Origin of the sequence: Micromonospora sp. DT4, assembly GCF_049841675.1 — a bacterium.
Taxonomy (GTDB): Bacteria; Actinomycetota; Actinomycetes; order Mycobacteriales; family Micromonosporaceae; genus Micromonospora.
This window is the reverse complement of record NZ_JBNCKT010000135.1, coordinates 1-12,740: the sequence shown is the minus strand read 5'-3', so window position 1 is coordinate 12,740 and position 12,740 is coordinate 1. Positions and strand designations below refer to the sequence as shown.

11 protein-coding genes are annotated in these 12,740 nt (G+C 64.3%); 9 read left to right on the top strand and 2 right to left on the bottom strand.

Annotated elements, in window-relative coordinates; translation table 11 throughout:
* The 7 genes from recD2 to ACLQ24_RS25755 all read left to right on the top strand — a co-directional run.
* On the top strand, window positions 1–1,684 hold a 1,684-nt coding region (gene recD2 / locus ACLQ24_RS25785), incomplete at its 5' end, for an SF1B family DNA helicase RecD2 (protein WP_425894290.1).
* A 1,600-nt stretch (window positions 1,685–3,284) separates the two neighbouring features.
* Window positions 3,285–4,046, top strand: a complete 762-nt coding sequence (locus tag ACLQ24_RS25780) for a YqcI/YcgG family protein (RefSeq protein WP_425894289.1) — start codon at window positions 3,285–3,287, stop codon at window positions 4,044–4,046.
* Entirely contained in the window at window positions 4,046–4,855 is an 810-nt protein-coding gene (locus ACLQ24_RS25775; protein ID WP_425894288.1) for an arginase family protein, read from the top strand. Before ACLQ24_RS25780 ends, ACLQ24_RS25775 begins: the two co-directional genes overlap by 1 nt.
* Before the next feature lie 20 nt (window positions 4,856–4,875).
* Window positions 4,876–5,853, top strand: a complete 978-nt coding sequence (gene cysK, locus ACLQ24_RS25770) for a cysteine synthase A (RefSeq protein ID WP_425894287.1) — start codon at window positions 4,876–4,878, stop codon at window positions 5,851–5,853.
* A 12-nt stretch (window positions 5,854–5,865) separates the two neighbouring features.
* The gene (metX, locus tag ACLQ24_RS25765; protein WP_425894286.1) at window positions 5,866–6,990 is read left to right on the top strand and encodes a homoserine O-acetyltransferase MetX; all 1,125 of its coding nucleotides are present in this window, start codon (window positions 5,866–5,868) and stop codon (window positions 6,988–6,990) included.
* Window positions 6,991–7,003: 13 nt separating this feature from the next.
* A complete protein-coding gene (locus ACLQ24_RS25760) occupies window positions 7,004–7,750 on the top strand; it encodes an SDR family oxidoreductase (protein WP_425894285.1) in 747 nt (248 codons plus the stop codon).
* Window positions 7,751–7,763: 13 nt separating this feature from the next.
* On the top strand, window positions 7,764–8,675 hold the full coding sequence (locus ACLQ24_RS25755; RefSeq protein WP_425894284.1) for an ATP-grasp domain-containing protein: 912 nt from the start codon (window positions 7,764–7,766) through the stop codon (window positions 8,673–8,675).
* On the opposite strand, the gene ACLQ24_RS25750 is transcribed toward ACLQ24_RS25755, so the two are convergent.
* On the bottom strand, window positions 8,659–9,996 hold the full coding sequence (locus tag ACLQ24_RS25750) for a PLP-dependent aminotransferase family protein (RefSeq protein ID WP_425894283.1): 1,338 nt from the start codon (window positions 9,994–9,996) through the stop codon (window positions 8,659–8,661). The two genes, ACLQ24_RS25755 and ACLQ24_RS25750, sit on opposite strands and share 17 nt — an antisense overlap.
* Before the next feature lie 97 nt (window positions 9,997–10,093).
* Between ACLQ24_RS25750 and ACLQ24_RS25745 the strand changes: the two genes are divergently transcribed.
* Window positions 10,094–10,996 carry a DMT family transporter gene (locus tag ACLQ24_RS25745; RefSeq protein WP_425894282.1) on the top strand — a complete coding sequence of 301 codons (903 nt, stop codon included), beginning with the start codon at window positions 10,094–10,096 and terminating at the stop codon, window positions 10,994–10,996.
* A gap of 114 nt (window positions 10,997–11,110) precedes the next feature.
* Complete coding sequence (gene dapF, locus ACLQ24_RS25740; protein ID WP_425894281.1) at window positions 11,111–11,935, top strand: diaminopimelate epimerase; 825 nt, start codon at window positions 11,111–11,113, stop codon at window positions 11,933–11,935.
* Between the two features lie 277 nt (window positions 11,936–12,212).
* Here the strand turns inward: dapF and ACLQ24_RS25735 are convergent, their stop codons facing one another.
* The gene (locus tag ACLQ24_RS25735) at window positions 12,213–12,602 is read right to left on the bottom strand and encodes a VOC family protein (protein WP_425894280.1); all 390 of its coding nucleotides are present in this window, start codon (window positions 12,600–12,602) and stop codon (window positions 12,213–12,215) included.
* Window positions 12,603–12,740 lie beyond the last annotated feature (138 nt).

The window sequence follows — 12,740 nt, the reverse complement described above, 5'->3', positions numbered from 1 at the left end:
TCGTGAAATCCTTGTTCCGCAAGCCCGAAGTCCGCTACGCCGCCTCCTGACCATCAACTATTTGCCTTACGGGTCAAATAAGACCGCCGATACGATCGCCCAGGCCGTCGGGATCCCGCACGACTGCCCGCAACGGGTCAAAGCAGGATTGCAGTACACGCTGTCGCAGGCTACTGACAATGGCCACTGCTACCTACCCGCCCCACAACTGGTCGCGGACGCGGTGAAGATCCTCGACGTGCCAGCTGAGCTGACCGTCCGCTGCCTCGACGACCTTGTCAATGAGGAAGGCGTCGTCCGCGAGCTGCTACCCGGCCCGGACGAGCCGGTTGGGGCGATCTACCTAGTGCCGTTCCACCGCGCCGAACAGTCCCTGGCCAGCTCCGTGTTGCGGCTGCTCAGTGGCCGCACGGATCGGATGGCGCAGTTCGCTGGCATCGACTGGGATAAAGCACTGAGCTGGCTGAAGGCACGCACCGGCACCGACCTGGCCCCCGAGCAGGAACAGGCCGTCCGGTTGGCGCTGACGTCGAAGGTCGCCGTGCTCACCGGAGGCCCTGGCTGCGGCAAAAGCTTCACCGTCCGTTCCATCGTCGAACTCGCCGCCGTCAAGAAGGCGAAGATCCTGCTCGTCGCGCCGACCGGGCGGGCCGCGAAACGCCTCGCCGAACTGACCGGCCAGCCAGCGGCGACGGTGCACCGGTTGCTGAAACTGCAACCCGGCGGGGAACCCACCTACGACCGGGACACACCCCTGGACGTTGATCTGCTGGTGGTGGACGAGGCGTCCATGCTCGATCTGATCCTGGCCAACAAACTGATCAAGGCCGTCCCGCCCGGGGCACATCTGCTGCTGGTCGGTGACGTCGACCAGCTCCCGTCCGTCGGCGCCGGAGAGGTGCTGCGGGATCTCCTCGCCGCCAACTCGGTTCCCCGGGTGCGGCTCACGCAGGTGTTCCGTCAAGCCGCCGACTCCGGTGTGGTCAGCAACGCCCACCGGATCAACGCCGGCCGGCCGCCGGTCCTGCAGGGCATGAGCGACTTCTTCCTCTTTCCGAGCGACGACACCGAGGCCACCGCCGCGCTGACCGTCGACGTGGCGTGCACCCGCATCGCGAAACGCTTCGGACTCGACGCGCGCCGTGACGTGCAGGTCCTCGCTCCGATGCACCGCGGCCCAGCCGGAGCAGGTGCGCTGAACACGCTGTTGCAGCAGCAGCTCACCCCAGCGCGGGAGGGCATGCCGGAACGCCGGGTCGGCGGCAGAGTGTTCCGTATCGGCGATAAGGTCACCCAGATCCGCAACAACTATGACAAAGGTCAATCAGGAGTGTTCAACGGCACCGTCGGGGTCGTCACCGCCCTATCCACCGACGAGCAGGCCCTGACCGTACGCACCGACGAGGACGAACTCATCGACTACGACTTCGACGAACTCGACGAGCTGGCCCACGCCTACGCGATGACGATCCACCGCTCGCAGGGCTCCGAGTACCCGGCGGTCGTCATCCCGATCACGACCAGCGCCTGGATGATGCTGCAACGCAACCTGCTTTACACCGCCATCACGAGAGCGAAGAAACTCGTCGTCCTCGTCGGCTCCCGGAGGGCATTGGCCGCCGCCGTACGCACCGTCGGCGCCGGCCGCCGTCACACCGCCCTCACCCACCGACTCAACCCCTAACAACACGGCCAGCTTGGCATGAACCAAATCCCGCAGCGGCAGGACGAGAGCCCCACCCAGCGTGCACACGCCGATGCCCACCGCACCGAGGTACACGCAGAGGCAGCTTCGACGGAGTTCAACTCGATGTACCCGAACGCGAAGTGGACACCCAGCGACAGCCCCCGACCGAACCTCGACGAGATCGTCGCCTTCGCCAACGCTGCGAGAGGACCAAGCCAGTCATGTTCCCGTCTGTCGCAGTTGTGAACCCTGCAGGGCACGCGCACGAGGCCTAACCAGCGGCCAGCCGACGAATGCTTAGATGTACATCTATTTTGCTTTGAGCCGTCCCCTGGACCCCCATAGCACCCTTGGGTGATCGGATTCTGGCGGTCGCCTCGTGGGCTATCGGTTGCTGTCCTTGCACGTCTATTCGGCCTGGCGTGGGTCGTGGTGGCGGCGCCCAGGCTCGGTCGTCGCTTTGCCGGCGCCGAGCTGTTGCAGGGTGTCGGAACTATCCGGGGCGAGACCGGGGCGCGCTTGACGATGCAGTGCCTGTTCGTGACCTGCTTGGCGGCGAGCGAGGCTTGGGCTTTGGCGCTCTTGGCATCGATCTCCGCGCCTCCTTCAACGCTCGTTGGAAGACCGGCGGCATCGTCGCGGCAGCCTTGGCCATCCTCCAGGTCAACCACCAGCGAACACCTCGAAGTCAGGCGCTACAGAAGTCACGATTCCCTTGCACCGAAAGGTCCAATGCGACTTCTGGTACCCTTGGCAGACTTTATCGGGCAAAGCGGGCAGAAGTGGGTATTGACAAACTTAGGCCATCTAATCTGCCCAGATTTACCGAGGACGCTCATGCAGCCGACTTAAAGTCAAGGGCTTGTGGGCAAACCGGGTGGCCAACAAAATTTCCGAAGACTTGGCGGTTGGCGGCTGTCCGAGGGTGCTGGTTCGTCATTCAGTAGCCCTTGGGGCATTAAGGGGTGGTTAGGCAAGCCCTTTATCAAGTAGTCGACTACCGTGAGTGGAGGCTGCATGTGATTTGTGTCACCGTGCCCACCGATTGTCGAGCGGACTGCTGCATGTCAATATCTAACGGCAAGCCGTAGTGGTGTGATTACCCATTGTCAGGAGGCGTCGTAGTGCTGGAAGCGTTTTGGACGGCGACGGCGGTGAGTTTCGGCGGCCGGTTTTGCCCAGACCAGCTGGGCGGCCGCACCGCGACAGCTCGGTGTTGACCAGCGATGCGTCGTGCAGCCACTTGCCGTCCCGGATCAGCGCGACGGCGTGGTGGCCGTCCTTGTCGACATCCAGACCGAGGAACACCTGGTAGTCGCCGCACCGCTATTGCCTCCCCGCGACTCGGTCGATCAGGCGTCGCCTGCCGATCCAATTACGAAGAGACCTACCCGACGAGCGGGTGGCCGTGTCCCTATCAGCGGTTTATCGGCACCACCCGGCCGGCGACCACTTTCTGGATCATCAATGCTGCAGGGGCAGTAAGTCATACCGGACCAGGTGACCGACCAGTCCTCGGCTGGGGACGATCAAAAAGGTAACGGGGCTACAATTGAATTTGTCTAGTGAGGCGACAATACTTCGCCCACAGAAGCACGTGGCCGAGCACGCTGAGGGCTGGCACCGATCTGCGTTCGAGGATCTCAAATCGAGACTCGGTGATACCGGTTTTCCGTGCATCTTTTCACGCAACGCGTTCAGGAAGGAAATCGTAAGGTTCATCTTCGTGGAAAGCGTCGACAAGAGCGGCATCCAGTACCTGGCCGATGGCCTCAAGGGCTATGTGGAACTCTCCATGCGCTGGGATGGCCACCTCGACACCGCATATCCCTTGGTGGTGGCGTTCGCCGAGGTTGCGGTGCAGGCGCGGACCGTCGATGACTACCACGCCTTCGGTTGGCGCGTTCTCTCCGAACTCCACGAGATTGACCCCGCGCCCTGGCCTGAGTACGTGGCGAAGGAACCGGACTCCCCGGATTGGTCGATGTGCTTCAACGGCATGCCGCTCTTCTGCAACATGAGCAGCCCGGCCCATCGCCGGCGGCGCAGTCGCAATCTCGGCGCGCACTTCATGATCGTCATCAACCCGCGGGAACGGTTCGACCTCTTCGCCGGTGACACCCCCAGCGGTCGCAAAGTGCGGGCGAACATCCGTGACCGCATCGACCGTTTCGACGGCATCCCCCGTTCACGGCACCTCAGCACCTACGGCGGCGGCGCCCTTGAGTGGCTTCAGTACAGCCTCGCCGAGGACGATGCCGAGCGGACAGATCGATGCCCGTTCGCGGTCGACCGGCACGACAACGTCTCGCTCGTCGGCAGTCATGGCAACGATTCGGATGGAAAGGATTTATGTTGATGATCGACCTCATCGTCTCTCAAGGACGGGTGGCGGACCGGGCGGCGCGGATGATCGAGGGCGCGGCACGTACAGCGCGCGCCGTGGAGGAGCGCTATGGGCTCTCCGCCCGGTATATCGGAACGCCGGCGCCGGCCGTGAAGGACGATTGGACCGAAAGCCTTCCCCAAGCCCGCGAGACGTTGCTCACCATGGCGAGTGCCGTCACCACGAGCCTCGACAGCGGCAACTTTCCGATCTTGCTCAATAACACGTGCTCCGTCAGCCTCGCCACTCTGCCGGTGGTCGCACAGAGGTTTCCCGATGCCGTCGTGCTCTACATCGACGCGCACGGTGACTTCAACACCCCGGTGACCACCGACACCGGCTATCTGGGCGGCATGGTGCTGTCCGGTGCGTGTGGTCTCTGGGACAGCGGCCACGGAGCCGGACTAAAGCCCGAGCAGGCGATCCTCGTCGGCACCCGCGACATCGACCCGGTTGAGCAGACGCTCATCGAAAATGCGGGAGTACGGGTTATCCCGCCGAGGCAGACAACGGCCGAGAGCGTCCTGGCCGCCGTCGGTGGCGCACAGGTGTGGATCCACATCGACTGGGACGTCATGGATCCGGGTTCGGTCCCTGCGGACTACACGGTTCCCGATGGCCTGCTTCCCGCGCAGATTCGGGCAATCTTCGAGGCTATTCCTAGGGGGCAGCTGATTGGCGTCGAGTTGGCCGAGTTTAACGCCCCGATGGACGAGGAGCAGATCGAGCAGGCCCTCGCCGTGATCCTCGACATGGTTTCCCCCGCGCTCGCTGCGGCCTGATCTCGGAGGACGGTTCGCGCATGCCCCTCTACGACAGCATCCTCGACACCATCGGCCGCACCCCCATCGTTCGGCTCCACCGGATGGCCCCGGCGCACACGAAGGTCTATGTGAAGGTCGAGTCCTTCAACCCCGGTGGTTCGGTCAAAGACCGTCTCGCCCTCGGCGTGATCCTGGACGCCGAGGCCAAGGGGCTACTCAAGCCCGGCGACACGATCGTGGAGTGCACCTCGGGCAACGTCGGTATCGCATTCGCGATGGTGGCCGCCGCCAAGGGCTACCAATTCGTGGCCGTGATGGGCGACACCTACTCCAAAGAACGGCGCAAACTGATCCGCGCGTATGGCGGCAAGGTGCTCCTCTTCCCCGGCGCCCTCGGCAGCAGCGGCGGCAACCGGATCGCCGACGAACTAGCCGAGAAGCACGGCTGGTTCCGGGCTCGGCAGTTCGACAATCCGGCCAATCCGGCGTACCACCGGGAGACCACCGCGGCCGAGATCATGGGCGACTTTGCCGGACAACGCTTGGACTACTTCGTCACGGGCTTCGGTACCACCGGCACACTGACCGGCGTCGGCCAGATGCTGAAGCTGGCGCGCCCTACCGTACGCATCGTCGTCCTAGAGCCGGAGAACGCCGCCGTCTTGGCCGGCAAGGACTGGAACGTGCACCAGATTCAGGGCTTGGCCCCCAACTTCGTGCCCAGCGTTCTCGACGAGACCGTCATCGACGAGCTTGTGACTATGGACGAGGTCGTTGCCCGCGACACCGCGCGCCGCCTGGCCGCCGAGGAGGGCATTTTCGTCGGCATCTCGGCCGGCGCGACGCTGGCGACAGCCCTGCGGTCTGCCGAGACGGCGCCGGAGGGTTCGGTGCTACTCGCGATGCTTCCCGACACCGGTGAGCGCTACCTGTCTACATTCCTGTTCGACGGCATGAACGAGGAGTCGGACGACGAGTGGCTTGCCTCGCTGGATGCCGGCTCCGGCGCGATCTGATCGGGTTCGCGGATGAAGGAGTTCGTTCCTCCAGCTACCCGTTTTATCTCGTTGCCCGACGGGTTCGCAATGAGGCGCGGGGGTGTACTCAACGGAGCTAGGATCGCCTACGAGGCCGTCGGGCGACTGAACGAGGCCCGGGACAACGTCGTTCTGATCCTAACCGGCATGTCTCCTGATGCGCACGTTGCCGCGCACCCCGATGACCCCAGTCCCGGCTGGTGGGAGCACATGGTGGGGTCGGGTAAGCCGATCGATACAGACCGCTGGCATGTGATCTGCATGGCCGCGCTGGGCAGTTGCAAGGGCTCCACGGGGCCGGCCTCGGTCAATCCCGCCACCGGTGAGCGCTACGGGCTGGAGTTCCCGCAGGTGTCTATCGAGGACATCGCCGATGCGGCGACCTTCCTGCTCCGCGCGCTGCACATCGACACCGTGGCTTGCGTCGTCGGTACCTCCATGGGCGGGATGAGCGCGCTGTCGCTGCTGGCTCGCCACCCGGGTCTGGCCCGGAGCCACATCAATATCTCTGGAGCGGTGCACTCCCTGCCCTACGCGATCGCCATCCGCTCGCTGCAGCGCGAGGCAATCCGATCCGACCCACAGTGGTCGAATGGGCGCTACCGGGACGACCCCGGGCACTATCCGCGGTCCGGAATGCTCCTCGCACGCAAGCTGGGCATGATGACCTATCGCTCGGCCCGCGAATGGGATCAGCGCTTCGGCCGCACGAGGCTGGCCGCAGGACACCGGACGGGGAACGGCCCGTTCGGCGCCGAATTCCGGGTCGAGGCCTACCTCCAGGCGCACGCCGACCGGTTTGTGCACAACTTCGATCCCAACGCCTATCTCTACCTCAGCAGGTGCATCGATCTGTTCGACCTCGGCGAATCATGCGGAAGCACTGCGCCAGCGGTGCTGTCGCGGCTGTGCCTCGACGCTGCGCTGGTGATCGGGGTGGAAACCGACACGCTGTTCCCGCTGCACCAGCAGCGCGAGATCGCGGACGGGCTCAGCAGGAGCGGAACGGATGTGCAGTTCAGAGCGATGACATCGGACGAGGGGCACGACGCTTTCCTAGTCGACATCGCCCGCTTTGGCCCGCCGATTGCCAAGTTCTTGTCAGTAATGTGGTAGTTAGGAGAGAACCATGTCGCAGGTCCGTCCGAAGGTCGCGCTCGTCACCGGCGCCAACCGCGGCATCGGTCACGAGATCGCACGACAGTTGGCGGGAAACGGTGTCCACACGCTGATCGCCGGCCGTCGGAGTGACGCGGTGACGGAAGCCGTGGCGAGCCTGCGGGGCATGGGGGCCGACGTCTCGCCGCTCAACCTGGACGTTACCGAACCAGAGAGCATCGCGACGGCCGCCGCGGAAGTTTCGGAGAAGTACGGCCGCCTCGACATCCTGGTCAACAACGCGGGAATCCGCATTGAGGAATACGGCAAGCAGCCCTCCGAGCAGCCCATGGCGCAGTGGCGGACGACGTTCAACACCAACTTGTTTGGCGTCGTCGAGGTGACGACGGCGTTCCTGCCGCTCATTCGCAAGTCCGAGGCGGGACGTATCGTCAACGTCTCCAGCCTGCTGGCGTCGCTGACCAAGCACAGCGATCCGACGTCGTATGTCTACAGTGACGCGTTCAAATCCCTGCCCGCCTACAGCGCCTCCAAGAGCGCGGTGAACTCCTGGACCGTGCACCTAGCGTACGAGTTGCGGGACACTCCGATAAAGGTCAACTCGGTTCATCCCGGCTACACCAAGACGGACATGAACGACGGAGCGGGTGACCTAGAGGTCTCTGTCGGCGCGAGGACGAGCGTCGCCATGGCGCTGCTCCACGCTGACGGCCCGAGCGGCAGCTATGTCCACCTTGGCGAAGCCCTCCCGTGGTAAAGGAGTTCATACAGTGAATAAGGTTGCATTGGTCACCGATGAGACCAGTCTTCCGAATGACTACGACATGGCACTGCTGCTCGAAGCCTGTGCGGCTTCCGGGCTCACCGCCGAGGTGCGGGACTGGGAGGACCCCACCACCGACTGGTCCGCGTACGAAGCAGTGCTGCTGCGCTCTCCTTGGACCTATGTGGACCGCTTGCCGGCCTTTCTGGCTTGGTGCGAGCGCGTCGCTGTCGTGACGGAACTCCACAATCCGCTGCCCGTGGTCCGTTGGAGCTTGAACAAGTCGTACATGGCCGATCTCGCCGTACTTGGCGTACCGGTGGTGCCCAGCACGATCGTCTCACCGGACACGGATCCGGCCGTCGCGGTGCAGCAATTCTTGGCAGGGCATCCCGAAGCCAAGGAAATCGTCGTCAAGCCCACGGTCGGCGCCTACTCCAAGGACGTACAGCGCTTCGTCCGTTCTATGGAGGCCGACGCGGCTGCCCATGTCGCACGGATGCGATCCGACGGCTTCGCTGCGCTGCTCCAGCCATACGTGGAGTCGGTCGACCGCGACGGCGAGACTGACTTGGTATATTTCGATGGCGTTTACAGTCATGCCATTCGCAAGAGCGCGATGCTCATGTCGGACGGCACGGTGAAGGTCCCTACCTTCGAAAGCCGCACGGCCCGTGAAGCCGACGCGGATGAACGTGCCGTTGCCTCGGCGGCGCTTGCGGCGGCCGGCGCGCATCTGATGCTGGAACGTCCGCTGGTCTACGCCCGGGTCGATGTAATCCGCAGCGCTAGTGGTGCGCCGGTCGTATTGGAACTGGAGCTGTGTGAGCCGTCGCTGAACCTGTCGTTCACCGACCACGGTGCGACTCGGTTGGCGGAAACCGTGGCAGCACGACTAAAGGTCAGGGCTCGACGATGAGCGGCGCGAGTCGGCGAATGGCGTTGTCAACGTCGGACGGCGAGGGCGCCGCAACATAGCTGAGACGGACATGCATGACGCTGCTATCGGTGATGTAGTAGTTCGTGCCGGGTGTGATGGCAACGCCCTTCGCGAGAGCGGCAGTCACGAGTTGGTGCTCGTCGAGGTGTGCCGGTAGCGAGACCCAGAGGTGGTAGCCGCCGCGAGGGCGTAAGGCGAGAGCGTCGTCGCCGAACGTCGCCAATACTGCGTCGGTGGCTACGTTGCAGCGGTGCGCGAGTGCGGCGCCGAGCACTTTCAGGGCGCGTCTCCACCCGGCGGCGGTGACCACCTCCAGTGCCGTGACCTGCAGCGGAGCGGGTACGAACAGGGTGTCGATGATGTGCGCAGACCGCAGTCGGGCCAGGACCGGTCCTCGGGCTGCGATTGCACCGACGCGCAGATTCGGCGAGGTCACCTTCGTCAGCGATCTGATGTGAACGACCGTCCCGTCCGGGTCACCGAAGATCATCGGAGGTGGCGAGGGGATGGCGTCTGCGTGCGCCATGTGCCTGGCGAAGTCATCCTCGATGACGAAGGCCGCGTGGCGGCGCGCGATGGCTCGGATCTCCTCTTGCCGAGCTACCGAGAGGCTCACCCCGGTGGGGTTCTGGAACAGCGGCTGGACGATGACGACGCGTGCCCGCGTACGAGTGAGGGCTTGATCGAGGTGATCCGAGCACATACCGTTGGCGTCGAGGGGAACTGGCACGGTTCGCAGGCCCGCCGCATGGGCGGCCGCGATGGTGCCCGGATAGGTCGGCGACTCGAGAATAACCGGGTCTCCCGGCTGGGCGAGTGCGCGCAATGCCGTTGCCAGCGCACTCTGCCCGGCTCCGCAGACGAGTATGTCGTGGCGGCCGAGGCAGCCGCCGATGTCGGCGGCGAACCAATCGCGTAGCTCGGGCACCCCGCCGGCGGGCGGGCGGTCCCATGCCTCCGGACGTTTCGCCGCGCGAGACAACGCCGTGGACAGGGGACCCAGCGGCTGCAACCCGGGATGGAGATAGCCGCCGTTCAGGTCGATGATGTCCGACCCTGACGTCGACAGGATCCCCATCAGTGCAGGTGCCTTGAAGTCGCGCGAGGTGCGGAGCGATGATGGTCCCCCGCTCGCGACGTCCAGGGTCGACTCCTGCCACGAGGTATCCCCGATGTGGGCCACAGGGCGGGCCGCCGTGCGGAAGGTCCCGGCACCGGGTCGGGACACGATGAGCCCGCGCTGAGCAAGGAGTGCGAGCGCCGCGGAGACGGTGGTGCCGCTCGCGGTGAATCGGCGCACCAACTCCCGATGAGTGGCGATGCGGGCACCCTCGGGTAGTAGCGATACCTCTTCTGCGATAGCACTTGCCAACGAGCTCGCACTGCTATCATGATTCATGAGTGTCAACGATAGCACTATCGTCGCGGCGCGGATATCGCCACTGTCGAGTGGGACGGTGCTCGCCGCGCTCGGCGTGCTGAGTTTCTCGTTCAGCTTCCCGGCGACCCAATGGGCGCTCGACGGCTTCGGTCCGTGGAGTGCCACAGGAGTCCGTGGCGTCCTCGCTGCGGCTATCGCAGTCATCGCTCTCATCGCGACGGGAGCGCCGCTACCCGCCCGCGGCGACTGGCGTACCCTCGCCGTCGTGGCAGCCGGCTGCGCCATCGGCTTTCCGCTACTCACCACCTTCGCCCTGCAGACATCGTCCACAGCGCACTCAGCAGTTGTCATTGGACTGCTTCCGATGGCCACCGCGACTATTTCCGCTCTGCGTACCGGACGCCGTCCATCGAAAGCGTTCTGGGCGGCGGCTTCCATCGGCGCGGCCACCGTCATCGCGTTCACCATCTCGCAAAACCACGGTCAACCGACGATCGCCGATCTCTACCTCTTCGGCGCGCTGCTGGTCTGCGCTGCCGGGTATGCCGAAGGCGGGCGGCTCTCCGCGCGCATGCCCGGCTGGCAAGTCATCGCCTGGGGCGTCGTTCTAGCCGCGCCTGTCAACCTCGCAGTGTGCGCGGTTGCGCTCCCATACGAACCGGTGCGTCTAACAGCCGAGGCCATGGTGGGCATGGCATACATTGCGGGCATCTCGCAGTTCGGCGGGTTCGTGGTCTGGTATCGCGGCATGGGTCTCATCGGCGTGGTGAGGGCGAGTCAGCTCCAACTCGCCCAGCCACTGCTGACGCTGGTGTGGGCTGTAATTCTGCTGGGTGAGCACCTGAGCGCCACCGTGCTGGTGACCGCGGTCATCGTCCTCGGCTGCATCGTGGTCACGCAACGGGCGAGGGCAGCGTGAAGATGATCGAGCAAACCAGATCGGAGGCTGCGCGTCGCCATGATCACTTGAATCCACCCGCTGTTTCCTTGGAGGGGACCAATTAACACCTCGAGCGCACTTCATTTCAGCAAGATGCATGGTGCCGGCAACGACTTCGTCGTGCTTGACCTGCGTCATGGCCAGGATCCATCACCAGGATTGTGCCGCGCGTTGGCCGACCGCCACGCTGGCGTTGGTTGCGATCTCATTCTCGGCGTTAAAGCGCCACGCAGTGCGCAGGCTGTCGCTTCCTTCGAAATTTGGACCGCCGATGGCTCGCCCTCCCGGCAATGCGGGAACGGTGCACGATGCATTGCTGCTTGGGTTCTTCGCGCAGGCTTGGCGCGTGGGCCCCGGTTCACGATTGATAGTCCAGCCGGGACGCATGGGGTGGACGTGCTGACGTCACAGCTGTTCAGTATCATGATGGGCCAACCGCAGTTCACGCCGGAGCAGATTCCTGTTTTCGGGTTCGACAACGAGCAAAGCCTATATGACGCCGATTTGGACGACGGTCTGCACCTGGAATTCTCGGCTGTGTCTATGGGAAATCCACATGCGGTGATCGAGGTAGAAAGTCTAGCCACCGCCCCAGTTTCTCAGGTGGGGCGGGCCTTGCAGAGTTCACGATACTTTCCGCCAACAGTCAATGTCGGCTTCGCCGAAATAATAGCGCGTGATCATATTGGCTTACGGGTTTACGAATACGGAGCTGGAGAGACTTTGGCCTGCGGTAGTGGTGCCTGTGCCGCTGCGGCCGTTTTAATGCGGCGGGGGCGCATTGATCGTAAAGTTACGGTCACCCTACCTGGCGGCAATCTCGACATCGACTGGTCGGATGTTGCCAATGAGATGGTGATGACCGGTCCTGCCGAATTCGTTTACGAAGGACAATTCCTTCACGTCTCTGGGCGATAAGTCTTTGAACGATTGGCCGGCAGGCGTGAAAGATGCTCGTACTGCAGGCCCAGGGGTCTGGCTCCGCGTGGGAGTGACGAGGCCCGCCAGGATCGTGCCTGGCGGGCTGTCTTGCCCCCGTTAACCCCCCGAAAGCCCTTGCCAGGTGTCGACCGTCAACGATAGGTGGTGCGGTTGACAGCCGTGTGTCGCAGGTTCGAATCCTGCCGGGAGCACCAGTCGTTGATGGCTCGCCCGATCTCGTCGGCGGCTGCGTCGATCGTTTGCGCGAGGACCGTCACAGTGGGTCGAGGCGGCGCTTGAGCAGGCAGAACTCGTTGCCTTCTGGGTCGGCGAGGACATGCCAGGACGCGTCCGCAGGCTGGCCGATGTCGATCGGCCTGGCCCCGGCGGCCAGGAGGCGCTCGAGCTCGTCGTCCTGGTCGCGGTCGGTGGGATTGACGTCGATGTGCAGCCGGGCATGCCCGTTCTTCGGTTCGCCGTCGAGCTCGTCCGACTTGATGTAGGCGGCGTCGCCGATCAGGCGTGCCTCGATCGGCTCCGGGGCGGTGCCGGTGACGTGAATCGCCTTGGCGGCCGGGTCCACCTTGCTGGTCAGGGTGATCGACTGGTTGCCGGCCTTGACCGAGGCGTCCATGGTGACCGTGCCGGTGAGGCTGCGCTCCATGGCCTGCCGGAGGGCGGCGACCGGTCGGCCCTAACCAACGAGGTCCACTCCGGGGGGTGTCCCTATGTTTTTGTCAAGCCGCGATGGCGGCGGGACGTGCCTGGTAGGGCGTTTTGTCGCGGAGCATGGCGAACAGGA

Excerpts from the sequence above, each read along its gene's own strand:
- ACLQ24_RS25775 (WP_425894288.1), top strand. The coding sequence starts at position 4,046 with ATGATCGACCTCATCGTCTCTCAAGGACGGGTGGCGGACCGGGCGGCG.
- cysK (WP_425894287.1), top strand. The coding sequence starts at position 4,876 with ATGCCCCTCTACGACAGCATCCTCGACACCATCGGCCGCACCCCCATC.
- metX (WP_425894286.1), top strand. The coding sequence starts at position 5,866 with ATGAAGGAGTTCGTTCCTCCAGCTACCCGTTTTATCTCGTTGCCCGAC.
- ACLQ24_RS25760 (WP_425894285.1), top strand. The coding sequence starts at position 7,004 with ATGTCGCAGGTCCGTCCGAAGGTCGCGCTCGTCACCGGCGCCAACCGC.
- ACLQ24_RS25745 (WP_425894282.1), top strand. The coding sequence starts at position 10,094 with ATGAGTGTCAACGATAGCACTATCGTCGCGGCGCGGATATCGCCACTG.
- dapF (WP_425894281.1), top strand. The coding sequence starts at position 11,111 with ATGCATGGTGCCGGCAACGACTTCGTCGTGCTTGACCTGCGTCATGGC.
- ACLQ24_RS25735 (WP_425894280.1), bottom strand. The coding sequence starts at position 12,602 with ATGGAGCGCAGCCTCACCGGCACGGTCACCATGGACGCCTCGGTCAAG.